Origin of the sequence: Mycobacterium sp., from assembly GCF_049647605.1 — a bacterium.
Lineage (GTDB): Bacteria > Actinomycetota > Actinomycetes > Mycobacteriales > Mycobacteriaceae > Mycobacterium.
This window is the reverse complement of sequence record NZ_JBARXZ010000214.1, coordinates 1-24,896: the sequence shown is the minus strand read 5'-3', so window position 1 is coordinate 24,896 and position 24,896 is coordinate 1. Positions and strand designations below refer to the sequence as shown.

General features: G+C 68.1%; 12 protein-coding genes and 1 pseudogene. 3 read left to right on the top strand and 10 right to left on the bottom strand.

Annotated elements, in window-relative coordinates; all coding sequences use genetic code 11:
- Nucleotides 1-18: 18 nt before the first annotated feature.
- From WBB07_RS26490 to WBB07_RS26470, 5 genes are read right to left on the bottom strand one after another with little or no spacing between them, the layout of a single operon-like run.
- Nucleotides 19-5,202: an amino acid adenylation domain-containing protein gene (locus tag WBB07_RS26490; protein WP_526312205.1), complete on the bottom strand. Its 5,184-nt coding sequence runs from the start codon at nt 5,200-5,202 to the stop codon at nt 19-21.
- Complete coding sequence (mbtD, locus tag WBB07_RS26485) at nt 5,195-8,131, bottom strand: mycobactin polyketide synthase MbtD (RefSeq protein ID WP_526312203.1); 2,937 nt, start codon at nt 8,129-8,131, stop codon at nt 5,195-5,197. Before mbtD ends, WBB07_RS26490 begins: the two co-directional genes overlap by 8 nt.
- Nucleotides 8,128-9,432 (bottom strand): beta-ketoacyl [acyl carrier protein] synthase domain-containing protein, encoded by a 1,305-nt coding sequence (locus tag WBB07_RS26480; protein ID WP_526312201.1) that lies wholly within the window; start codon nt 9,430-9,432, stop codon nt 8,128-8,130. The genes mbtD and WBB07_RS26480 overlap by 4 nt, the downstream gene beginning before the upstream one ends.
- On the bottom strand, nt 9,429-10,169 hold the full coding sequence (locus tag WBB07_RS26475) for a thioesterase II family protein (protein WP_526312199.1): 741 nt from the start codon (nt 10,167-10,169) through the stop codon (nt 9,429-9,431). Before WBB07_RS26475 ends, WBB07_RS26480 begins: the two co-directional genes overlap by 4 nt.
- Nucleotides 10,170-10,176: 7 nt before the next feature.
- The gene (locus WBB07_RS26470) at nt 10,177-13,701 is read right to left on the bottom strand and encodes a non-ribosomal peptide synthetase (protein ID WP_526312197.1); all 3,525 of its coding nucleotides are present in this window, start codon (nt 13,699-13,701) and stop codon (nt 10,177-10,179) included.
- Nucleotides 13,702-13,799: 98 nt separating this feature from the next.
- On the opposite strand from WBB07_RS26470, the gene WBB07_RS26465 reads away from it, so the two are divergent.
- Nucleotides 13,800-15,476, top strand: coding sequence for a (2,3-dihydroxybenzoyl)adenylate synthase (locus WBB07_RS26465; protein ID WP_526312195.1), 1,677 nt, complete (start codon nt 13,800-13,802; stop codon nt 15,474-15,476).
- Here the strand turns inward: WBB07_RS26465 and WBB07_RS26460 are convergent.
- Both WBB07_RS26460 and WBB07_RS26455 read right to left on the bottom strand, forming a co-directional pair.
- On the bottom strand, nt 15,454-20,544 hold the full coding sequence (locus tag WBB07_RS26460) for a type I polyketide synthase (RefSeq protein ID WP_526312253.1): 5,091 nt from the start codon (nt 20,542-20,544) through the stop codon (nt 15,454-15,456). The genes WBB07_RS26465 and WBB07_RS26460 overlap by 23 nt on opposite strands.
- Before the next feature lie 134 nt (nt 20,545-20,678).
- The gene (locus WBB07_RS26455) at nt 20,679-21,500 is read right to left on the bottom strand and encodes a helix-turn-helix domain-containing protein (protein ID WP_526312193.1); all 822 of its coding nucleotides are present in this window, start codon (nt 21,498-21,500) and stop codon (nt 20,679-20,681) included.
- 126 nt (nt 21,501-21,626) lie between these two features.
- Between WBB07_RS26455 and WBB07_RS26450 the strand changes: the two genes are divergently transcribed.
- Complete coding sequence (locus WBB07_RS26450) at nt 21,627-22,346, top strand: SDR family oxidoreductase (protein WP_526312191.1); 720 nt, start codon at nt 21,627-21,629, stop codon at nt 22,344-22,346.
- On the opposite strand, the gene WBB07_RS26445 is transcribed toward WBB07_RS26450, so the two are convergent.
- Nucleotides 22,336-22,992, bottom strand: a complete 657-nt coding sequence (locus WBB07_RS26445; protein ID WP_526312189.1) for a LysR substrate-binding domain-containing protein — start codon at nt 22,990-22,992, stop codon at nt 22,336-22,338. The genes WBB07_RS26450 and WBB07_RS26445 overlap by 11 nt on opposite strands.
- Between WBB07_RS26445 and WBB07_RS26440 the strand changes: the two genes are divergently transcribed.
- Nucleotides 22,935-23,744 (top strand): NAD(P)H-binding protein, encoded by an 810-nt coding sequence (locus tag WBB07_RS26440; RefSeq protein ID WP_526312187.1) that lies wholly within the window; start codon nt 22,935-22,937, stop codon nt 23,742-23,744. The two genes, WBB07_RS26445 and WBB07_RS26440, sit on opposite strands and share 58 nt — an antisense overlap.
- Before the next feature lie 102 nt (nt 23,745-23,846).
- Here the strand turns inward: WBB07_RS26440 and WBB07_RS26435 are convergent, their stop codons facing one another.
- Nucleotides 23,847-24,458: a VOC family protein gene (locus tag WBB07_RS26435; RefSeq protein ID WP_526312185.1), complete on the bottom strand. Its 612-nt coding sequence runs from the start codon at nt 24,456-24,458 to the stop codon at nt 23,847-23,849.
- An 85-nt stretch (nt 24,459-24,543) separates the two neighbouring features.
- A pseudogene (locus WBB07_RS26430) lies at nt 24,544-24,896 on the bottom strand (radical SAM family heme chaperone HemW); the annotation flags it as partial.

Genomic DNA, 24,896 nt, shown 5'->3' with positions numbered 1-24,896 from the left:
GGCCGGAGTCAGAGATGGTCACTGCCCCGACCAAGACGAGGTGAGCTCGGCCAGCTCGTCGGCCGACAAGCCGGAAGTACTCATCGGCGCGTGGTGCAGGTCCTCGGGCTCTGCTGCGGCAGCGGCACCCTCGTCGACGGCCGTGGCCAGGTCGGCGAGCACCGGGTGTTCGAAAACCATCCTGGCGGTCAGGGTCATTCCGGTTTCCCTGGCGCGGGAGGCCATCTGCACCGCGCGGATACTGTCGCCACCGAGGGTGAAGAAATCGTCGTGGCGGCTGATGTCGTGGTCGATGTCCAGGAGTTCCCCGAGTAGCTCGGCGAGCGCACGTTCGGTGTCGGTGCGCGGTGGCTCGGGGGCGACGGTCGGTGGCGCGGCAGCTTCGTCAACCGGGACGCCGAGGTTGCCGACGAGCTCCAATCGGCCCTCTGGCGTCCATCGGCCGCGGTCACCGGTGCGGTAGAGCTGCGAGTTGTGCTGTTCGTCAAACGGATTGGCAATCAAACGCAGGGCTGCCTGCTCCGAACTCAGCTGCGCCCGTCCCAGCGGACCACCGACGTAGATGTCGCCGACGGCGCCCACCGGTGCCGGCTTCAGATCATCGTCGAGCACGTACACGGTACCCTCGCTGAACTCGTCGACGATGCGGCGCTTCTCGTCGGCGCTGGTGAGCTCGATGTCGGCCAGAGTGCGGTCGGGGTGGTCGGCAAAGGCGTCGAGCACCTGGCCCAGCCAGCCTGCCAGCCGTTGCACCGTGTCGCGCCTATACAACTCGGGCCGGTAGATGATGTGGCCGGCATAACCCTCGGTGGTGGAACCGGGGGTGGCGTAGAAATTCAGCGACAGGTCGGCCTGGGTGAGATCAAACGGTGGCTCCAGCGCGGTGAAGGTGGTGTCGCCGTCATCTCCGCTGTCGATCACCCGACCTTCGGGTAGCTGCTCACGTACGTGCACCACCACCTGGAACACCGGGTTTCGCGCCAGCGATCGCGACGGGCGTACCGCGTCCACCACATGATCGAACGGCAGATCCTGATGCGCGTACGCGGCCAGCGCCATCTCCCGGGCCCTGGTCAGCACTTCACGCACGGTGGGGTTGCCGCCAAGGTCGTTGCGCATCACCACGAAGTTGACGAAGAAGCCGATCAGCTGGTCCAGTTCGGGTTCGGTGCGACCGGCGACCGGCGTGCCGATCGCGATGTCGCGCCCTCCACCTGCCTTGTACAGCACCACCGCAACGGCGGCCTGCAACACCATGAACTCGGTGACGCCGAGCTCTCGGCTCACCGCCGTGAGCTTTTCCCTGGTGGCACCGGCGATGTTGATCTCCACCGAGTCCCCGGCCCCACTGGGCACTGCCGGGCGCTTGAAGTCGTGGTGCAAACCGGTTTCCTCGGGCAGCCCCGCGAGCTGCGCGGTCCAGTACTCCCGCTGTGGAGCCAACACCTCAGCGTCGTCTCCGAACAACTCTGCCTGCCACGCACCGTAATCGGCGTACTGCACCGGTAGCGGAGCCCACACCGGAGATGCACCGGCCCGGCGGGCCCGGTAGGCGGTCAGCAGATCGGTGAACAGCACCGAAGCCGACCAGTGATCGCCGGCGATATGGTGCATCACCAGGGAGAGCACCTGTTTACCCGGGATGGTCAGTACTGCCGCCCGCAGCGGCAGATCTGTTTCCAGATCGATGATCTGTTTGCGTTCCCGGTCCAGTTCGTCGCTCACCCAGGACGCATCGGGACCCGTTGCCCGGCGGACCTCGATCTCGGCATGTGCTGCGATGATCTGGTAGGGCACACCGTCGATCTCGCGGTAGGTGGTGCGCAGAATCTCGTGCCGGTTCACCACGTCGCCGATGGCCGCCACCAATGCGTCCGCATCGACCGGGCCGACGAGTTCAGCGGCAAATGGGATGTTGTTGATCGGGCTGGGGCCCTCGAGCTGGTAGCCGAACCAGCTGCGCAGCTGGGAGGCCGACAAGGCGGTCGGCCCCTCGTGCGGGGTGGCGACGAGTCTGGGCCTGCCGGAGGTCGATCCACCGGCAACCGCGATATCGATGTGCTCCGCCAGGGCGGACACGGTGGCCAGTTCGAAGATCTCGCGGACACCCACCTCCACCCGGAACTGGCTGCGCACCGCGGCGACCAGTTTGGTGGCCAGCAACGAATGTCCGCCGAGATCGAAGAAGGAATCGTCGGCACCGACCCGGTCGCTGCCCAGCAGTTCCCCGAACAACCGGGCAAGTCGACGTTCGGTGTCGGTGGCCGGTTCCCGGAACTCGGTGGCAGGCAGTATCTCGGGTTCCGGTAGTGCCCGGCGGTCGATCTTGCCGTGTGCGGTGATCGGGATCTCGTCGAGCACAACGTATCCGGCGGGCACCATGTACTCCGGTAGCGCAGCGGACACCCGGGCCCGGATCCGGTCGACGTCAACCGAATCCGGATGCTGACCGCCGGCCGGGGTCAGATAGCCGACCAGGCTCTTACCGAGCTGCGGCAGGTCGCTGACAACAACAACGGCCTGCCCGACGGTGGGTTCGACGGAGATCGCCGCGGCGACGTCACCGAGTTCGATGCGGAACCCGCGGATCTTGACCTGTTCGTCGGCGCGACCGACAAACTCGATATCGCCGTCGGCATTTCGGCGTGCCAGGTCCCCGGACCGGTACATCCGGGCGCCCGGGGTGAACGGGTCGGCGATGAATCGCTCCGCCGTCAACCCGGGGCGCCGGTGATAGCCGTGCGCGACATGGGTTCCACCGATGTAGATCTCGCCGATCACTCCCACCGGGACCGGCTGCAGCGCATCGTCGAGGATGTGGAGCGCAGTGTTGATCTTGGGTCTGCCGATCGGCACGATCCGGGTGCCCTGTTTGCCTTCGACCTTGAAACGGCTGGCATTCACCACGGTTTCGGTGGGTCCGTAGAAGTTGTGCAGCAAGGCATCGAAGGTGGCGTGGAACTTGTCGGCCACTTCACCGGGGAGCGGCTCGCCGCCGATCGGAACCCGTTGCAGGGTGCGCCATTCGTTGACACCGGGAAGCGACAGGAACAGCCCGAGCAGCGACGGCACGAAGTGCATTGCAGTGATGCCTTCGTTGCGCAGCAGATCGGTGAGGTAGCCGATGTCGCGCAAGCCGTCGGGCTTGTGGATCACCAGGCGCGAGCCCATCGCCAGGGTGCCGAACACCTCGGCGATCGACACGTCGAAGCTGGGTGAGGCCACCTGCAACAACCGGTCGTTCTCGCCGGCGTGGTACTCGCCCTGGAACCACACGAAGTACTCCGCGATGGGCCGGTGCGGTACCGGCACCCCCTTGGGCAGACCTGTGGATCCAGAGGTGTAGATCAGGTAGGCGGTGTTGTCCGGGCCCACCGGGCGCACCCGGTCGACGTCGGTCGGATTGTCGGTGCGGTAGGCATCCAGATCTGACAGCGCCTCGCGCAGCACGATTTTGGCATCGCAGTCACCGAGAATGAACGACAGCCGATCCTCGGGGTACGTGGGGTCCACCGGCAGGTACACCGCACCGGATTTGGCCACTCCCAGGGCGGTGATCACCAGTTCCGGTGACTTGTCGAGCAGTACCGCCACCCGATCCTCGGCGCCGATCCCCCGCTCGATCAGCCAGTGCGCCACCCGGTTGGCGGCCGCGTTGAGCTCGCTGAAGCTGTAGTGACGGCCCTCGTAGACCATCGCCACGTTGTCCGGGGTGCGGGCGACTTGCGCCTCCACCAGCTCGGCCAAGGTGCGGGCCGGCGTGGAGAACTCCTCACCGTAGGAGACCTCCCGCAGCCAGGCCGCCTCGCCGGGCGCCAGATACGTCACCCGTGACAGCTGGGTGTCCGGTGCTGCCAGCACTCCCTCCAGCAGGACGGCGAAGTGGTCGAGCATCTGCTTGGCCAACGCGGAATCGATGATCTCGACCAGGTGCTCGACCTCGACAGTGATGTTGGTGCTGTCGAACTCGACCATGAAACCCAGTGGCAGCTGGGTGAGATGGGCACGCAGTTCGGCCCGTTCGCAGCGCACCCCTGGCGGGGTGAATCCGAAGCGGTCGGGGCCACGGAAACCGAAGCTGACCCGCGTCATCCGTTCCGCGCCGTGCCGGCGGTCGGGGTTGAGTTCACGCACCATGCGGTCCAGCCCGACACGCTGATGCGCAAACGCGCCCAGCGCCGTCTCGCCGGTCCGGGACAGCAGTTCCCGGAACGTCATCGACGCGGCCGGTCGCAGGCGCATCGCCACCGTGTTGCCGTAGTAGCCGATGACATGTTCGGTGGCCGCGTCCCGGTTGAGCACCGGGGTGACCACCAGGAAGTCGTCGGCATGGGTGTAGCGATGCATCAGCGCACCGAACGCCGACAGCAGCACCGTGTACGGCGTGGCTCCGCTGGTGCGGGCCAGCTCGGCGACCTTCGCCGCGGTGTCTCCGGTGAGTCGCACCACGCTGCGCGACGAGCGCCAGCTGGTCGGCACCGCGGAGCCGGTGGCGCCCGGCAGCTCCAGTGGCTCGGGAAGATCCGCCATCACCTCACGCCAGTACCGGGCGTCGGCCTCGGCGGCGGCGCTGTCATCGCGGACCAGGACCGGGGGCTCGACCCCGAGGTCTGCACCGCAATAGGCACTGGTGAGGTCGGCGAAGAACACCTCCCAGGAGCCGTCGTCCCAGGCAATGTGGTGCGCCACCAGCAACATCACCAGCTCGTCAGCGGCGGTGCGCACCACCGTGATCCGCAGCGGCGAATCGGTGTTCAGGTCGAACGGTGCCGCGAACTCCCGCTGGGCCAGGACCTCGAGCCGCAGCCTGCGCGCATGCTCGGACAGTTCGGAGAGGTCGTGCTGGGCCCAGCCCGGCCGCAGATCCGCATGCACAGAAGCGTGTGGCTCGCCGTTGACGTCGGGGCTGTAGGTGGTGCGTAACACGCTGTGCCGCTGCGCAACCGCATCGACGGCGGCCTGTAACCGGGATACCTCGACGTCACCGGAGATCCGATAGGACAGGCACACATTGAGCAGCGCACCGCTGGGGTCCGCGGCGTGGACAAACCACATCCGCAGCTGCCCCTCGGACAGACCGGTCGAGCCGGCGGTCACCGCGGCAGCGCTGGGCTCGGCCTGCAGCCCGAGTTCGGCGACCTTGCGCCGCAGCAATGTCAACCGCTGATCCGGAGTGGATGCGCCGAGGCGGATATCAGTCACGCAGCAGTTCACTTTCTTTGGGCTCGAAGGCCGCGATCAGTTCGAGAACCGTGATCCCTCCGAGCAGTGTCGCCAACGGCAGTGTGGCACCGGTGACGCGCTTGATCCGTTTACGCAGCTCGAGGGCGAGCAGCGAGTCCATTCCGAGATCGAACAGCGTTGCCGTGGAGTCGAGAGCCCGGTCGGTGAGGTTCAGGACGGCAACCAGCTCGGCTTGAACCGCCGCTGCCGCGCCGGCCGAGCCGTCGGTCTCGGCGGCCGGCACCGACTCCGGGGCCTCCTGGCTACCGAAGAACGCCCGCAGCCGATCCAGGTCGGCGGTCAACACCAAGGGATCCACCAGGTGATCACGCAAGCCCGCGCGGACAGCCGGCAACTCAGCCATCGGCCGCAACCCCGACCGTTGTACCCGGGAGATCTCCGAGGCATCGATGATGTCACTGCCGTGCCACAGTCCCCACCGCACCGAGACACAGCGCCGTCCCCGGGCTCGCAACTGGGCCGCCATCACATCGAGCATGCGGTTGGCGGCCGCGTAGCCGGCTGCGCCCTTGCCGCCCCAGACGCCGATCACCGACGAGCACAACACCATTCGGGCATCGTCGCGAAGTGGCCATTCCTCGGCCAGGTGGGCGAGTCCGGTCAGTTTGGCCGCCGACATCGATTCGAGGTCGGCACCCGTCAGCTGGTCGCGGGTGGCAAACTGCGCCGTGCCGGCCGCGTGGATCACCAGTGACGCACCGGCCCCGCCATGCTCGGCCGCGGCGGCGGCCACGGCGGCCCGGTCGGTGATATCACACACCGGCGCAAGCACTTCCACTCCCGGCGGGCAGGCTCGGACGATGTCGACAACCCCCGGTGCGGCCGGCCCGCTCCGGCTGAGCAGCACGATGCGGCGGGCCCCCTGTTCGATCAGGTGGCGGGCAAAATGCAACGCGATGGCTCCGGAGCCGCCGGTGATGACCACATTGTCGAGCTGCCCGGACGTCGGCTGCCCCGCCGGCGCCGCCGGCGGGTTCTCGTCCAGTTCGCGCCGCAGCAGTGTCCCGTCGCGCACCGCCAGCGCACCGCCACCGGAGCGCAGCGCGTCCACAACATGCGCCGCCTCGGCGGACTCCCAGGACGGGAGATCAAGGTGTCCGAAGGTGTGATCGGGGAATTCGAATCCGAGGCTGCGATGCATGGCGGCCAGCGCCGCCTGGGCGGGTTTGGGCGCCGGCTCGTCGATGCGGACCTGCTCGGCGCCGGCCGTCACCAGCCATACCTCACGACAGTTCGGCGGGAGTGACTCCACGTAGTCCAGCAGACCGGTGTCGATCCGTCCGGCCAGTTCGGCCGCCGCACCCGGTGCGTCGGTGCCGTCGAGTGCCGGGGCCAGCACCACCACGGCCTCTGCGGCGTCAGCGGCGACCACGTCCGGTTTTGCCTCGACTGCAGCACGCAGCGCCGCGACCAGTTCCGCACCGGCTCCGAGATCGATGATGGCGACGCGTTTCGGAGCGGTCCCGGCTGGTATCGGTGAGCCCACCCGGCTCCACTTCTCGGCAGCGACGGTGACCGCGGGCACCGGCGGCAGCGGTGTCGGCGCGGCCCAGAAGAAATCCGTTCGCATCGGCGCATTCGGGAAGCCGTCCAGCAGTGTGGCGCCGGTGGCGTCGAGGTGGTCGGTCCAGCGGAAGCCCGGGTCCGCCAGCGCCGCAGTGGCGATGGCGGCCGAGAGCTCATCGATCGGCGGCCGGTCCCGGTGGCCGGAGCCCACCAGGACCGCGGGGCCGTCCGGGGTGCGCTCGAGCAGATCCTCGAGCGCAAACAGCAGCGCCGGGTGCGCGGACAGCTCGACAAATGCCGTCGCACCGCAGTGCAGTGCCGTCCGGATGGCCTGGTCGAAGCGCACCGTGTTGCGCAGGTTGCCGTACCAGTACTCGAGAAAATCGGTATCGGCAGGCACCACCGTGCCCGTCGCCGAGCCGATGAATTGTGCTGCGGTATCGGCGAATCGGGCAGCCGGCAGCCGGCGGAGCAGGTCATTACGCAGTGGTTCCAGCGCGCTGGTGTGCGCGGGGAAATCGACGTCGATGTGCCGGGCGAACTGGCCCCGCGCCTCGGTGGCAGCCACCAGCTCGGTCACGGCGTCGCGATCACCGGAGACCACAACCGACGATCCGGCGTTGACCACCGACAACTCCAGCCACCCGGAAGAACTGTCGATGGATTGACGCGCCACGTCGGCGGCCACACCGAGCACGGCCATGCCGTATCGACCGGAGAGCCCGTCCACCACACCGGCACGGGCAACCACCACCGCCGCCGCCACCGAACCGGTGATGGCGCCGGCCAGATACGCGGCGGCCACCTCACCCAGGCTGTGTCCGACGGTGAGATCGGGTGTCACTCCGCAGGACCGCCACACCGCCGCCAGCGAGACCGCGTGGACAAACTGAGCGCCCTGGATCTCGGTCTGCGAGTACCGTGCCGCCTCGGCGTCGCCGAGCAGGTAGCCCAGCGGCGACACCGCCCCGGCAGCCCGGAATGCCGCATCGAACGTGTCGGCTTCAGCGCGGTACACCGCAAGCCGGCGGTAGGCGTCGGCACCCATGCCCGGCCATTGATTGCCCTGTCCCGGAAGGACAAACGCCAGGCGCGGCGCGGCAGCCTCCGACGAGCGCGCCACCAGCGGATGGTCCTCGCCGGCGGCCACTGCGGTCAATCCGGTGATCAGCTCGCTGCGGTCGGCGGCTCGCACCACGGCACGGTGGCGGCGGATCCGTCTGGTGCGCAACAGATGTGCCGCCACGTCGGCAACGGCTACGCCGGGGTGCGCGGTCAGGTACCGCAGGATCGCGGCGGCGTCAGCGGCCACCAGCTCGGCGGCGTGCGTGGAGAGCACCACCGGCACCCGCTGGTCGGGGAACGACACGAGTGGGCTCATTCAGGCATCGCCACCACTGCGTGTGCGTTGGTGCCGCTCATCCCGAAAGCGGATACCGCGGCGATCCGGTGTCCGTCGACGGCGGCCCACGGGGTGAGTTTCTCTGCAAGGCGCAGACCCTGTGTTTCCCAATCGATCTCCCGACTGGGCTCATCGACGTGCAGCGTGGGCGGAATCGTGGCCCGCTGCGCCGAAACCAGCACCTTCGCCAGTCCCAGCGCACCCGCCGCGGCTTGAGAGTGTCCGACATTCGATTTCACCGAACCGAGCAGTGGGCCACCGCGTGGCGTTCCGGCACCGTAGGTCTCGGCCAGCGAGTTGAGTTCGGTGCGGTCTCCCAGCGAGGTGCCGGTACCGTGGCCCTCGACCATGCCGACGTCGCCGACTCGCACCCCGGACTGGTCGATGGCGCGCCGGAACAGCCGGGCTTGCGCAGCCCCGCTGGGGGCAGTGAGCCCGGTGGTGCGGCCGTCCTGATTGACGCAGCTGGAGCGGATCTCGGCGAGGATCCGCCGGCCGGCACGCACCGCCTGAGAGCGCTTCTGTAGCAGGAACATCGCGGCGCCTTCGGCCCATACCGTGCCGGTGGCGTGGGCGCTGTACGGGCGGCAGCGGCCGTCGTCGGACAGCGCGTGCTGTTTGGCGAACTCCACAAAAAAGCCCGGAGACCCCATCACGCAGACTCCCCCGGCCAGCGCCAGATCGCAGTCACCCGAACGCACCGCCGTGACCGCGGAGTGCAAGGCCACCAGCGCCGAGGCGCAGGATGAGTCGATGGTCAGTGCCGGGCCCGCAAGATCCAAGGTGTAAGCGATCCGGCCGGAGATCACCCCGAGTGCGGTACCGGTGATCAGGTGTCCGGTGTGATCGGTGAACTCGGCCAGATCGGTGCCGAAACCGGTGACCGAGGCACCGATGTAACAGCCCACGTCGTGTCCGGCCAAGTCGTCGGGATTGATACCGGCGTTCTCGATGGTGCGCCACGCGATCCGCAGCGCCACCCGCTGCTGTGGATCCATGGCGACCGCCTCGCGCGGCGAGATACCGAAGAACTCGGGATCGAATGCTGCTGCACCGGTGAGGAATCCGCCCAGATCGTGGATTCGCTTGAACCCGTCGCGCTGGGCTCCGTCGATGATCTCCCGAATCGGCCAGCCACGGTCGGTCGGGAACGGCCCCAGTGCTTCACGCTGCTCCGCCAGCAGTGACCAGTAGGTGTCGGCGGAGTCCACGCCACCGGGCGCCTCGAGCGCCATTCCGACGATCACCACCGGATCGGGGTGTGTCCCGGAGTCCGTCATGCACTCACCAGCTCGGCGACGACGTCGACGTGGTCGTTGATGTAGAAGTGACCCCCATCGAGGAATGTCGAGGTGAACACCGCGTCGGTGTGCAGCTCCCAGCGTTGCAGCAGAGCCGGCTCGACGCGGTGATCGGTGGTACCGCCGATGGCGTGGATGTCGGCGCGGATGCGCACGTGCGCCGGGCAGTGGTAGCGATTGAACGCCCGGTAGTCCGCCCGAACGGCGGGAAGCAGCAGTTGGACAAATTCCTCGTCCTCGAGCAGCCGAGGATCGGTGCCACCCAGATCGACGATGTCCGCCAGCAGTTCGTGATCGGCGGTCGGGACCCGGGGCGATCCGGCGACGGTCGACGGCGCCTGCCCCGCCGAGGCCCACAGTTGCTCGACTTCGACGCCCCGGCTCTCCGCGAGGCGGGCGAACTCGAACGCCACGATGGCACCCATGCAGTGGCCGAGCAGCCGCAGCGGCCCGACCCGAGCCCAATCGGCAGCGTCGAACAGCTCGGCCGCCATCTCTTCGATGGTGTCCAGCGCCGGGTCTGCCAGCCGGTCGGCACGCTGCGGGTACTGCACGATGTAGGTGTCGGGCCCGGCGGCGCTCACTGCCGTCGCCAATCCGCGGTAGGCCGCCGCCGCGCCGCCGGCGTGCGGGAACAGCACCACCGCCGCCTTACCCGCCGCGGCACTGCCCGAGAACCGTTTGATCCACGGTTGGATCTCGGTCTGCTCTGTCATGGTGTCATCACTGTGCGGAGGTGGAGTCGAGCGCCGAGAGCACGTCGGCGTCTTTCATCGTGACGACTTCGAGGTAGAGCTCGGCAACGGCTTCCAAGCGGTCGCTGCCGCCCTCGTGGTCGACCAGCAGTCGGGCCAGCTTGCCCACCTCACGTGCCGCGAAGATGTCCGACACCGCGACGTGCGGGGCATCGAGCCATTCCCGGATCCGGGCAACTGTTTGTGTCGCGAGCACCGAATCGCCACCGAGAGAGAAGAAGTCGTCATCGATCCCGATTTCGGGGCCGTTGCTGTCGCGCCGCAGGATCCCGGACACGATGTGTGTCAGCGCGCGTTCCAGGCTGGTCGACGGCGCGTTGAAGGTGCCGGTCTCCGACGTGGTGTGCGCCGGCTCCCCCTCGAGCAGGGCCGCGACCGCCCGGCGGTCGATCTTGCCGCCGACGGTGAACGGGATGGCGTCGACCACCACGATCTTGGCCGGAATCATGTGCGGCGGAACCAGCCCGGCCATCGCGACGGTCAGCGCGGCCACGTCCAACGCGGGATCGGTGACCCGCACCACCGCGGCCAGCTGCTGTTGCCCGGTGCGGCCTCCCGGCACCGGCAGCACCGCGGCCACGGCTCCGTCGACGCCGTCGATCCGGTTGAAGGACCCTTCCACCTCGCCCAGCTCGATGCGGTAACCGCTGACCTTGACACGGTGGTCCACCCGGCCCACGAAGTCCAGCACGCCACCGGGGAGGTAGCGCACCAGGTCACCGGTGCGGTACCAGGTTCGTCCGGCGTGGGTGACAAAACGGTCGGCAGTCAGATCGGGCCGGCCACGGTAACCGTCGGCGATACCCCGGCCGCCCACCCAGAACTCACCGGGAACCCAGTCCGGGCAATCACTTCCGTCGGCAGCCACCACCCGGCAGAGATTGTTCGGAAACGGCGCCCCCAGCGGGACGGCTGCCCACTGGGCGGGCAGCTCGCCGGGCTCACAGATCGTCGCGTGGGTCGCGGTCTCGGTGGCCCCACCGAGACCGGCAGCGCGAACGTCGGGCGCCTCGGCGCGCAGTGCCCGGATCATCTCCGGCCGCACCCAGTCACCGCCGGTGGGCACCACCCGGATCGAGCTGAGCCTGCCCTGTCCGATCTGAACCAGCATCTCCAGCCAGCCCGGCAGGAAATTCAACACGGTGATGCCGTACTCGTCGATCATCTGCACCCAGGCATCGGGGTTGCGCCGGTCCTCTTCGTCGACGACAACGATCGATCCACCGGCCCGCAACATGCCGAAGATGTCGAGGACCGACATATCGCATTCCAGCGTCGACAGGAACAGGACACGATCAGCCGGCCCGATCTCGAAGTGGCCGTTGAGGAATTCGATGGTGTTCATCGCACCGGCGTGGCGCATCTCGACACCCTTGGGGTCTCCGGTGGACCCCGAGGTGAACAGGATGTAGGCAAGTTCATTCGGGTCGACCCGGACCGGTTCGGTCTCAGCTGCCAGCGCCAGACCCCCGACGACGGCATCGGCGACCAGCAGCACCGGCCTGGATGACGACTCCAGTATCGGATCAATGGTGCTGCCGCACACCAACACCGAGTGAACACCCGCGGTATCGAGGATCCGGCGCGCCCGGTCCGACGGCTGGTCGACACCGATCGGAAGGTAGACCGCACCGGCGGCACTGATGGCCAGCAGAGCCGGAATCTGTTCGGCGGTCTTGGGTCCCATCACCGCCACGACATCGCCCGGGCAGACGCCGTGTTGCCGCAGAGAGGCGGTGACCGCCAGCACCTGATCACGCAACTGGCCGTAGCTGAAGTCGCCGAGACTGCTGAACACTGCCGGCGCATCCGGTGTTTCGGCGGCAACACGGAAGAACCCGTCGTGCAGGGCGTCTCCGCTGGACTCGGCGGTGCGACTGTTGAGTGCGTCCCGGACGCGCTGCTGGTCCTGCGGTACCGCCGGCGGATCCGGCAGGTCCCAGCCGGAGTCGTCGGTGGCGAGCCGGTTGATCTCGGCGAGGTGGTAGGCGAACATCGCGTCGATCACACCGGGGCGGAAGGCCTCCTCGCGGACGTCCCAGTTCAGCAGCAGGCCGCCGTCGAACGGGGTGATCTGGGCGTCGAGCAGCACCTGCGGGCCCTGCGAGATGTGCCAGACCGGCGTCCCGAACTGCTCGGTGACGTCACCGGCAAAGAGGTCGCCCAGTCCGAGCGCGCTGGTGAACACAAACGGGGCCAGCACTTGGGTGCCGTGGTGGCGGGTGAGATCGCGCAGCACCGACAACCCCGAGTAGCTGGAGTGCCGTGCCGTGGTGTGCAGCGTGTCCTGCACCACCTGGGCGCGCTCGGCTGCTGTCGTGGTGCCGGTCAGGTCGATGTCGAGCATCAGCGACGTCGTGAAATCGCCCACCAGTTTGTCGACGTCGGCGTGGAACGGCTCGCGCCCGAACATCGGCAGATTGAGCAGGAACCGTGAATGGGTGGACCAGCGGCGCAGCACTCCTGCGTAGGAAGCTGCGATGGCCATCGCCGGGGTGATACCGCGCCGCTGGGCGGCAGCAAACAGTGAATCCTTTGCCGCGCTGTCGAAGAAATGGTGGCGGCGGGTGTTCCGCCTCGGGTTGGCCTGCTCCGACAGCGGCACCAGTGGCGGAGCCGGCGGTTCGGGCAGATCGGGAATGCGCTCCGCCCACCACCTCCGGTCCTCGTCGGTGGGCTGCGGGTTGGCGGCGGTGAAGGCGGCCCGGTACTGGCGATAGGTGTAGCCGAGCTCGGGCAGCTGTTCACCCTTGTAGAGCACAGCCAGATCGGCCATGAAATTGCGGTAGCTCACCGCGTCGGCGGCCTGCATGTCGAGGTCGACGTGGACGCGGGTACGCCCCTGCGGCAACAGGGTGAGGGCGAGTTCGAGTACCTCGCCCTCGAGGATCTGGTGGCTCTTCCGGTCGCGGATGAGCTCGAGTTGTGCACCGGCGGCGGCCTCGTCGAGGTGACGCAGATCGGTGATCTTCGGTTCGAGCACCCGGTCACTGATCCGCTGGGTGCCGTCGGGCAGGATCTGCACACGCAACATCGGATGCCGCGCCGAGAGCGCGGCGGCGGCGGTCCGCAGCCGGCTGGGATCGACGCCGTGGCCGTCGAACTCGACGTACAGGTGGGCCGCGACTCCGCCGAGTTCCTGTTCGGTGTTGCGCCCCACCCACAGTGCGTGCTGGATCGGCGCCAACGGAAACGGCTCGTTCGGGTCTGCGGTGTCCACGCCGGAAACCGCGGCCGCCACCGGCTGATCGGCGGGCGCACCACGTTCGCTGACGAGATCGATCCACGCGGCTACCGTCGGCGCCTCGGCGAGGGCGGCGAAGCCGATGTTGATTCCCTGCTTCCGCCAGCGCCCGGACAGCGCCATCATGCGGATGGAATCGAGTCCGGACGCGATCAGATCAGCCTGTGGATCGAGGGCTTCCGGGCTCACGCCGAGCAGCTCGGCGACCTCGGCGCGAACGGTGCCTGCAGTCGTCGCAGCAACACTCACTGCCCATCACCTCCGCATTAGTAAAGGCTGCCCTAACTTTGAGGAGGCTACCTTATATTTGGTTGACCGAACACTGCTACCCAGAGGGACCACACTCAGTGACCAGCACGGGATTCGACCGTCAGCAGCCCGATGACCAGCACCATTACCAGGACCTGCTGCGGGGCTTTGTGCCGTTCCCGGCTGACCGGGCCGCGGCGTACCGGCAGGCGGGCTTGTGGACCGGCGATCCGCTGGACTCGATCCTGCGCGACGGCGCCAAACGGTGGCCGCAGCGCGCTGCGATCGTGGACTCCCAGCGAACTTATACATTCGCCGAACTCGATGCCGCCGCGGACCGGGTCGCCGGTTGGCTGGTTGCGCACGGCGTTCTGCCCGGCGACCGGATGCTGCTCCAATTCCCCAACACTTGCCAGTTCGCCGTCGCCCTGTTCGGGCTGCTCCGGGCCGGGGTCGTTCCCGTCATGTGCCTGCCCGGCCACCGCGCCGCAGAGCTGGGCCATTTCGCCGCGGTCAGCGGGGCGGTCGGGTTGCTGGTCCCCGGCAGCACCGGCCAGTTCGATTTCTGCGCGATGGCGGCCCAGTTGGCCGCCGAGCAACCGAACCTGCAACACGTGATCGTCGACGGCCCGGCCGGCGAGCACACCCCATGGTCCGCACTGACCGAGTACAGCGGGCCACCCGCCCCGCCACGGGTCTCCGTGGATCCGTCCTACCCGGCCCTGCTGTTGGTCTCCGGGGGTACCACCGGCCTGCCCAAGCTCATCGCCCGCACCCACGACGACTACGTCTACAACGCCCGTGCCTGCGCGCAGGCCTGCGAGATGACCGAACAGGACACCTACCTGGTGGTGTTGCCGGCCGGGCACAACTTTCCGTTGGCCTGCCCCGGATTGCTGGGCGCCATGACCGTGGGCGCCAAGACGGTCTTCACCACCGATCCCAGCCCGGAGGCGGCGTTTGCGCTCATCGACCAGCACAACGTCACCGTGACGGGCCTGGTCAACGCACTGGCCAAAGTATGGACCCAGGCTTGTGAATGGGAACCGGTGCTGCCCACCTCACTGCGGTGGGTTCAGGTGGGTGGCTCCCGGATGTCGCCGGAGGAAGCGCAGTACATCCTCGACGGCCTCAGTCCGGGTTTGTCGCAGATCTTCGGGATGGCCGAGGGCCTGCTGAACTTCACCCGCGTCGGCGATCCTCGCGACGTGGTGCTGCACACCCAGGGCCGGCCGATGACGCCGCTGGACGAGATGCGAGTGGTCGACGAGTTCGGTGACGAGGTGCCCGCCGGTGCAGAAGGCGAGCTACTGGTCCGCGGGCCGTACACGCTCAACGGGTACTACCGCGCCGAGGATGCCAACGCCCGGTCCTTCACCCCGGACGGTTTCTACCGCTCCGGGGACCGGGTGCGATTGTTCGGCGAGGGCGCGCGAGCCGGCTACGTCGAGGTGGTCGGCCGCATCAAGGACGTCATCCACCGTGGTGGCGAAACCGTCTCGGCCACCGACCTCGAAGACCATCTGCACACCCATCCGAAGATCGTGTTCGCCGCCGCGGTGCCGTTGCCGGACGAATACCTCAGCGAGAAGATCTGTGCGGCAGTGGTTTTCAGCGGAGCACCAATCACCCTGGCGGAGCTCAACGCCTACCTGGACCAACGGGGAGTCTCGGCACACTCCCGGCCGGACGTCCTGGTGGCGCTGCCGTCACTGCCGAAAACCGCTGTGGGCAAGGTCGACAAGCCGAAACTCATCGAGCAGCTGCTGGCCTGAGTTCGGGGTGGTCGAGCATCTCGACGATGTGCGCGGTCACCGCCGCCGCCGTCGGATGCTCCCACAACAGCGTCGGCGGCAGCGCCAGCCCGGTCTGCTTCTCCAACTGTCGACGGACGGCGACGGTCATGATCGAGTCGACACCGATCTCGGCCAGCGGCAGTCGCGGGTCCACCCCGTCGGCGGGCAGCCCCAGCTCACCGGCCACGGCAGCAAGTACCTGCTGCGCCGCCCAGACTGCGGGGTCGGCGTCCCCGGGGCCGACCTGCCCGACGGAGGCCGGCTCGGATTCCGTTGTCGGCGACGGCGCTGACGCCGCCAGCATGGGCACCTTCGCCGCAGCCGGTAACACCGGAAGCACCACGACGTGTGCCCGATCCGCGCGAAGTGCGGCATCCAATGCCCGCAACGCGTCGTCGGCGGTCACGGTGTCCATCCCCAGAGCTTCCAACTGGGCCGCGACGAATGCCGATGCCGAACCCATCCCCAGACCCCGCCACGCGGTCCACGCGACGCTGATCGTCCGGTCGCCGAGATTACGCCGATGCTGGGCAAACGCGTCGAGATAGGCGTTGGCACATCCGTAGGCTCCTTGACCGGGAAATCCCGCCAGGTAGCCGCACGACGAGAAGAGCACCAGCCAGTCCAACTGCCCCGGCGGGAACACCTGGTGCAGGGTCTCGGCCCCCGCCGCCTTGGGCCGCATGGTCGCACTGATATCCGCTGCGGTGGTGTCGACCAGGAGTGCGCCGGCTTCGACACCGGCAGCGTGAATCACGCCCCGTACCGCAGGCAGCTCCCGGAGCACCTCCCGCAACGCCGCGGCGGCCCCCGGAGCGCCGATGTCGACTGCGGCGACCCGTACCGTGACCCCACGTGCCTCGAGCCCGGAGATCATCGCGACGGCGTCGTTGTCGGGCAGGCTCCCCCATACCAAACGCTCGGGAACACCGGAGCGCGACAGCAGGACCAGCCGGCGCGCTCCGAGATCGGCCAGATGATGCGCCAGGCGCAACCCGAGCGCCCCGGTACCGCCGGTGATCACGTAGGTGCCACCCGGTGCGCAACTCAACGGGGCACCGACACCCGCTGCCGCGGGCTCCAGCCGCGCAGTCAGCGCCACCCCGTCACGCAGCACCACCACACCGTTGCCGGCCAAGGAAACCAAGGCTCCCAACGGGATTCGCGAGTCGTCCAGATCGAGCACGCCTCCCCACAGCCGAGGCTGCTCAGCGGCGGCCACCCTGGCCAGACCCCACAGCGCGGCGTGGCCCACGTTGTCACCCTCGTGAACCCGCCGGGTCAGCACCCACAGGCGGGCCTGGCTGCCCATGACATGCATCGCGGTCAGCGTCCGTCGCACCACATCGACCGAGGCCTCCGCGGTGTCATCGATCCGGGGCGTCACCAACACCATCGCGTCGCGCGTCAGGTCGGCGGGTAGTTGACCCGGCTCGTCGAACACCCGGTGGTTCACCTGGGCCGCCTCGAGCTGCGCGACCACGCCGGCCACCGTGTCGGGGTCGGCACCCACCACAGCCACCTCGGAGGGTCGGGCATCGATATCGAATTCCGTCGGGTGCCAGACCAGGTCATGCAGGATCCGGGTGGTGTCGGTACCCGCCGGGTTCTCGAGCTCGTCGAATCCCATGCCCTCCAACGCCGCCAGGACGCTGCCGGTCGCATCGCTGATCGTGACATCGGTGATGGTGGTGCCCGGCCGGCGCCGGACGTGGATCGTCGCGACCGCCGGAGCGTGCCCTGGTATCCGCACCCACTCGATGTGGGCCGGCATCCGGAGTCGCCGGGGGCCGTCGAACACCGTCGAGGCCACCGAGGTGGCCGCATCGAGCAGACCTGCCCAGCTGGACGGCACCGAACCGTCCGCCTCGGCGCAGACGCGGGCCAGGAGCTCACCTTCCCCGCGACGCAGGTCCGTGACAGCCCAGTCGAAACCCATTGCCGCGACCCCGAGGCCGGCCAGCGTGTACACCACATGGTTGGGCGGCAACGACTCCGGACATTTCGGCGGGACCGCCACGAGCACACCGGGGTCCCGCGCAACACTGGTGGCGGTGGTGTGGGTGAGCCAGCCACCGTCGTCGTCGGTGTCGTCGAGCAGCCTGGTGGCCAGACTCAGTGCGCCGTCGGCCAGCACCACCTGAACGTCGCGGGCCCGGCCGGGGGCGACGGGTGTCCGCAGCCGCACCTCTGCGAGGTCGGTTCCCGCGGCCGTCAGGAAGGTGTTCAGAAGCACTGCGGCAGGGATGATCTCGGTGCCCTGCACCGGGTGGTCTCCCGGGTAGGGCCGGGAGCTCATGTCGAGCCGGGTCTGCCAGACCCGGGCCGGGGCTGCACCCGTCACCTCCATCCGCCCACCGAGCAGGGTGTGGCTGTGGACGTCGTGTACACCTCGGCCACCTGGCGGCGGCGTCGGGGTGCGCCAGAAATCCCGGTGCTGCCATTGGGTTCCGGGAAGATCGGGGGCCCAGGCCCGCGCCGGTACGGCGACCGGGGCGCCGTGGCAGTGGAGCGCGCCGACGGCGGTGGCGATGGCCCGGCGCTGCGGCTGATCCCGGCGCAGCACCGGAATCACGGCGGACTCGTCGATCCCGAGTTGGGTCAGCGTCTCCACGGCGGAGTGCAACACGACCGGATGAGCGGACACCTCCAGGAACAACCGGTGACCGTCCTCGGCGGCCGCGGTCACGGCCTCGGCGAACCGGACCCGGCCACGCAGATTGTGCACCCAGTAGTCAGGATTGCGGGGCGCCGCCGAACGCGGGTCGGTCAGTGCCGTCGTGTACAGCGGCACCACCGCCTCCCGGGACGCCGGCAATCCGCCGGTGAGACGGGCGAGTTCGCCCGTCAGCGCATCCATCGCCGGGCTGTGGAAGGCGACGTCGGTGGCGACCCGGCGGACCATCACGTCCTGCTCGGTCAGCAGTGCGCACACCTCGTCGACCGCGGCAACGCGACCGGAGATCACCGTCGACTCCGGGGAGGAACTGATCGCGGCCACCACGTCGGCGCGGCCCCGCAATTGCCGCTCGGCGTCGTCGAACGGCAGTCGCACCAGTGCCATTGCGCCGTCGCCCATCACCGACCGAAATCCCCGGGCCCGGTAGCAGGCAACGTGGGCCCCGTCGTCGAGGGACAGCACACCGGATGCCACGCAGGCCGCCACCTCACCCACCGAATGGCCGATCACCGCCGCCGGCTGTAGCCCACGCTCACGCAGCACCGCGGCCAGACCGACCTGCATCGCAAACGTCAGCGCCTGCACCCGGTCGGTCCCGCCGAGGGCACCGGTGGCCAACGCTTCCCGCGGCGAGAAGCCGAGTTCGGCACGGAACACCGGCTCGAGAGCGTCGATCACCTCCGCGAACCGCGGCTCGGCCACGAGCAACTCCGAACCCATTCCCGCCCAGTGCGATCCGTGACCGGAGAACACCCAGACCGCCCCGGCTTCGGCGTTCGGGACCACCGTTGCCGACACCACCCGGGCGTCTCGGCGGCCGGCCACCAGCGCTTCGAGTCCGGCCAGCAGATCCTCGGAGGTGTCCGCGACCACCGCCGCCCGGCTGGTCTCGTGGGAGCGGCGCGTCCACAGGGTCGAGGCCACCTGGCCGAGAGGACGATCGATGGCGCGCAGCTGCCCGGCCAATGCCTCGGCCTGTCGCGCCAACCGCTCAGCAGAGCGCGCCGATACCGGGATGACATGCGGGGCAACGGCTTCATTGTCGGGAAGCGCCGTCGACGGCGCCTCTTCGAGCAGCAGATGCGCGATGGTTCCGCCGTATCCGTAGCTGCACACCGCGGCACGGCGCGGGCTCTCCGATCGCACCCAGGGTTCGGCAACCGTCGGCACCCGCAGCCCGCTGGCGGCCCAGTCCACGGCCGGGGCGAGGTTGCGGACCCCAGCAGTCGGGGGAATCACCTCATGATGCAGTGCCAGCACCGCCTTGATCAGCCCGACAACACCGGCGCCCCCCTCGAGGTGTCCGGTATTGGGCTTGACAGATCCTACGGCACAACGATTTTCGGAAGCACGTCCCGCGCCGTAGACCGAGGCGAGCGCGGCGACTTCCACCGGATCGCCGGTCGGGGTGCCGGTGCCGTGCGCCTCGATGAAGTCGACGCTGAGCGGCGGCACCTGCGCCACCTCACAGGCGCGGCGGAAGAGGTCCGCCTGGGCCGCACCGTTGGGCGACATGATGCCCACCGTCCGCCCGTCCTGGGCGACCGCGCCGCCGCGCACCACGGCGAGCACTCGGTCACCGTCGCGCTGGGCATCGGTGAGCCGTTTGAGCACCACCACCGCGGCGCCTTCGCCGCGACCGTATCCGTCGGCCGCCGCGTCGAAGGTCTTGCATCGTCCGTCCGGGGCGGTGGCGCCGGCGACATCGAGCACCCGGGTCAGGCCGGGGCCGATGAGGGCACTGACGCCGCCGGCCAGTGCCAGCGAGGTCTCCGCGGCGCGAAGCAGTTGGCAGGCCTGGTGAACGGCCACCAATGATGCCGCGCAGGCGGCGTCCAGGGCGACGCTGGGGCCGCGCAGGTCCAACAGGTGCGACACCCGGTTGGCCACGCCGCACAACGAGGTCCCGATCCCGGTCCATGCCTCGATGCCCGGCAGGTCCTCCATGAGCAGCTTGCCGTAGTCGTCGGAGTTGACACCCATCAGCACCGCGGTATCGCTGCCCGCCACCGAACGCGGCGGTACCCCGGCGTGTTCGAGTGCTTCCCAACATATTTCGACGGCCAGCCGCTGTTGCGGGTCCATCAGTTCGGCCTCGCGGGGCGACACCCCGAAGAATTCGGCGTCGAAACCCGCCAGATCATCGAGGAAGGTGCCCCAGCGGGTGGTTTCTCTCAGCACCGCGGCGTTACGCGGATCCCGCTGCAGGTAGGTCTCCCACCGCTGCGCGGGGATCTCGCGTACCGCACTGGCGCCGTCGAGCAGGAAATTCCAGAACTGCACGGGGGTGTGGACACTGCCGGCCAACCGGCAGCCGATCCCGATGACCGCGATCGGTTCGGGTGCGGGTTCGTTCGAGGTGTTCATGGCGTTGCGGGTCACGTCAGACGAAGCTCCGACGCCCCGCGGCAGTCTGGATAGGCTTGCCTAAGAAAACGCGCATGCGGCCAATATTCGCACACCCCGCGCTGTCACCGGGTGAGTACCCGACCGCAGGTTCGCTAGCTCGACATTTCCGCGGCCAGCGAGCCGAGCAGCGCCAGCGCATCGCGACTCGGCGAGCCCGGCTCGGCGTGATACACCACCAACCCCTGCCCCGGGCTCGACCGCACGTCGAAGGTTTGCATGGTCAGCGTCATCGCCCCGACCTCAGGATGACAGAACTGTTTGACGTGTGCCGACTTGCCGCGGGCGTCCTGGGTGGCCCAGAGTTCGCTGAACTCGGGGCTGGCCCCCAACAGCTCGGTGAGCACGGCCTGGATCCGAGGATCCCCGGGTGACTGCCCGTATCCGTGCCGGAACCCCGCCACGACATCGCGGGCCACCGCGTCCCACTCGGTGTAGAAACTGCGAGCCCCAGGCTCGGTGAACACCACATGCAGCAGGTTCTGCGAATGCGCCCACTGCCCGAACAGGGCGTCGGCGATGGTGTTCGAGGCCAGCACGTCATACGCCCGGTTGTAGACCAGCGCCGGATTGTCGGGCCACGCGCTCATCAGCTGCAGCAGCGCGGGGTCCACGCGAGCGCTGACAGCACCCCGCTGCCGCGGGCTCAGCCCGGCCAGCCGGAACAGATGATGGCGCCCGTCGTCGGGCAGCCGCAGCGCCACCGCGAGCGCGTCGACCACCGCCGGTGAGGGTCGTCGCTCCCGGCCCTGCTCCAGACGGGTGTAGTAATCCGCGCTGAGGCCGGCCAGCAGTGCCACCTCCTCACGACGCAACCCCGGTACCCGTCGCGCCCCGTGGCTGGGCAGGTCGACCGCGGCCGGGGTCACCTGGGCCCGGCGGGCCCGCAGAAAGTCCCCGAATTCTGTCGCCGTCACCACCGCAATGGTAGTGAGCCAGCGAGATTCCAGCCTGGGTGCGGCACACCCCGGAACACTGCGCCGTGGCACCCAACCCCGGCCGGCCCGACAGTGGTGAAGACCCATCCAGATGAGGAGAGATTCATGAACGAGCAGCACGTTGCCCTGGTCACCGGGGCGAGCAGCGGAATCGGCCGAGCCGTCGCACGCCGGTTGGCCGCCGACGGCATGATCGTCGTCGCGGCCGCCCGACGCAGCGACCGGCTGCGGGAGCTGGCCCGCGATGCCGATGGCGTGGTCGAACCGTGTGAGCTGGACGTGACCGACCGCGATGCGGTTCGTGGTGCGGTCGAGGACCTGGTCACCCGGCATGGCCGGCTCGACGTGCTGGTCGCCAATGCCGGGGTGATGCCGTTGTCACGCCTGGACGCCGGCTTGGTCGACGAGTGGGACCGGATGATCGACGTGAATGTCCGCGGCCTGCTGTACGGCATCACCGCGGCGCTGCCGCAGTTCACCCGGCAGGAGCGCGGTCATGTTGTCACCATCGCCTCGGTGGGTGCCCATGAGGTGGTGCCGACCGGCGCGGTCTATTGCGGTTCCAAGCACATGGCGTGGGCGATCACCGAAGGGCTGCGCCTGGAGTCGCCGCCGTGGCTGCGGGTGACAACGGTCTCCCCCGGTGTTGTCACCAGTGAACTGGCGGACACCATCAGTGATCCGGTGGCACGCCAGGCCATGGTCGACTACCGGCGCAACGCCATCGCACCCGAGGCCATCGCCGATGCTGTGGCCTATGCCGTCGGAACTCCGGCAGATGTCGATGTCAACGAGATCATCATCCGCCCGGCCGCTAGTAGGTGATCGGTCCACCAGGTTCCGCGGTGAAAACGTCCCGGAGAATTCCTCGGAGGGCGGCGATGCCTGGATCGTTGTCCACGCGGGCATGCCAGAAGAGTCGGACGTCGTAGGTCGGCACCGCAAGTGGTAGCTCGAAGAGGGTAATTGCCGAGTTGCGTGCGTGATATTCGGCCAGGCGGCGAGGGGCAACGGCGATGCAGTGACCGTTTTCGACGACGGGAAACAGCGAGCTGTAGTGCGACACGGTCAGGCGGATGCGCCGGGTGTACCCCAGGCGAGCCAACGCATCATCGACTTCGCGACCTCGCTGTGCGCTGATGCGGACATGCGCGTGGGGCAGATCGACGAACCGGTCGAGCGTCATGACGCTGTTGGCGGCGGGGCGGTGGGCGGCGATGACGCCGACGATGTCGTCGGTGAATGCGGGTTCTGAATTCCACGCCAATGGTTTTGTGGTGGGAATGCCCAAGTACAAATCGATTTCACCGGTGGCTAGGGCATCGGCAACGCTGATGCGGTCCAGCGCCATGACCTGGACGCTGGACCGGGGAGCCTCTTGTTGCAGCCGACGGTCGAGTTCTGGCAGTACGAGTGGACGGAGTTCAGGTATGTGCGACGTGCCGCCGGCCCGATCCGCAACGGTGGCCATGGCTGCAGACGATTCCCAGCGATCTCGATGAGCCACACACGATGCAAGCTGCCCTCGAAGGTGTCGATGCCGTCTTCCTCTTCAGCTTCGCGCACCCGGACGCTCTGCCGGGGCTTGTCGGGGAGATGCAAGCCGCTGGCGTCGAAAAGGTCGTCGTGCTGTCCACGATCGACACCACTGGTAGTGAGCCGTTCGTCGAGTACAACAAGCAGCGTCACCTCGCTGTAGAAAATGCGGTAATCGACGGCGGTTTCACAAGTGTCTGCCTGCGCCCCGGCGCATTCGCACGCAACGCAATCCGGTTCTGGGCCAGTCAGATTCGCGAACACTGTACTGTCGGGCTACCGTTCCCGGAGTCTCATCAGGCGCCCATAGCCGATGAGGACCTCGCCGCCGTCGCCGTGAACGCGCTCACCACCGAACAGCTTGACGGAGTCAAGATTGTCCTTACCGGACCGGACTCTTTGACGATGCGAGACCAAGTCGGACTCATCAGCCAGGCCATCGCAGAGGCAATCGACATCACCGTGCTTTCGGAATCGCAAGCCCGCGCCCTTTACGGGAAGGTGCTGCCGCCGAAATACCTCGACCTCCTGATGGGCCAATGGGCTTTCGAAACGACCGAGGAAGCCGTCGTCACGCCGGCGGTTCACGAAATCACTGGCCGTAAGCCCACCAGCTACCTCGATTGGGGCAATCAACCACCGCGACGCGTTCCTGTAGCCCCCACGATCTTCGTCAAGCGGCACTGACGAGCGAGCACCAGTGAGACCGGGACTGAGCCGTTTCCAATCGCCAGAAACGAGACACGCAGAGGTGGTTCCGCTCGGGATCGGCCAGCGCGGTGGACGGGATTACGCAGATCGGGCAGCCGAATCCGACTTGGCGAAGACCTGCTGGTGCGTCGGTCGGCAAACCCTCGGAGACATCGAGCCGCAGATGCAGCCGCCCTTGTTGTTGCGGTGGGTTCGGATTTCGGACGAACTCCAACCGGAGCCCTCCGTGGTGGTGGAGCGACGCGTACTCCGGATGCGTACGGACGAGTGGGTCGACAGCGGATCCACTGCATCGGTGACCACAGCAGCGATCGGGCCGGAACCGGAGTACTCGTCGCGCGGCTCGAGAACACAAAACTCGTTCCCCTCTGGATCAGCCAGCACAACCCATGGCACTGAAGTCTGCCCGATGTCCACCCGTTGGGCCCCGAGACCGCACGCGCACTCAACCAACGCCGCTTGGTGTTTCTCGGACTCCGACGCCACATCCAGGTGCTGCCGGTTCTTCTCACTTTTCAGTGCAGTTGACGGTAAGAACTCCAGGACACTGCTGTCATCAATCCCAACGACACTGCTGCTCGAACCGTTGACACCAGTCGAGAGGCCGCACCCGAGCAACTGCGCCCAGAAAAGGCTCAGCTGTTCCGGATCCAAAGACTGAACAACCACGGCAGCGCGTTCAGGGGCCACCTCATCGAAGGTAGTCGTGAGACAACATCTGATCGACCTCGTGGCGGTGACCGGTCGCATCACCCAACGACCGTGGCCAGGAACGCTAATCGTCAAGCAGTGAGCGCACGATGCCGTCGGCGAGCAGCCGGCCACGATCGGTGAGCACCAGACGGTCGGCCTCCGGCATCAGCAGCCCGTCGGCCACCACCGCGTCGACCCGCGCCAGCTCGCTCGGCGACAGTTCGGCGACCGGCAACCCGCTGCGCAGCCTGATGGCCAACAGCACGGCTTCGAGGTGCCGAGCGTCGTCGCCGAGCGCTTCGGACCCGGCGATCGGCAGCCGCCGCTGCTCCAATTGAGACGCATAAGCGTTGGGGTGCTTGACATTCCACAGCCGGGTGTCGCCGATGAAACCGTGGGCGCCGGGCCCGGCGCCCCCCCCCGGACCGCCCCCCC

Bases quoted from the DNA above. Each gene is read 5' to 3' on its own strand.
- mbtD (WP_526312203.1), bottom strand. From the start codon at position 8,131: ATGAGCCCACTCGTGTCGTTCCCCGACCAGCGGGTGCCGGTGGTGCTC.
- WBB07_RS26480 (WP_526312201.1), bottom strand. From the start codon at position 9,432: ATGACGGACTCCGGGACACACCCCGATCCGGTGGTGATCGTCGGAATG.
- WBB07_RS26475 (WP_526312199.1), bottom strand. From the start codon at position 10,169: ATGACAGAGCAGACCGAGATCCAACCGTGGATCAAACGGTTCTCGGGC.
- WBB07_RS26460 (WP_526312253.1), bottom strand. From the start codon at position 20,544: ATGAACACCTCGAACGAACCCGCACCCGAACCGATCGCGGTCATCGGG.
- WBB07_RS26450 (WP_526312191.1), top strand. From the start codon at position 21,627: ATGAACGAGCAGCACGTTGCCCTGGTCACCGGGGCGAGCAGCGGAATC.
- WBB07_RS26445 (WP_526312189.1), bottom strand. From the start codon at position 22,992: ATGGCCACCGTTGCGGATCGGGCCGGCGGCACGTCGCACATACCTGAA.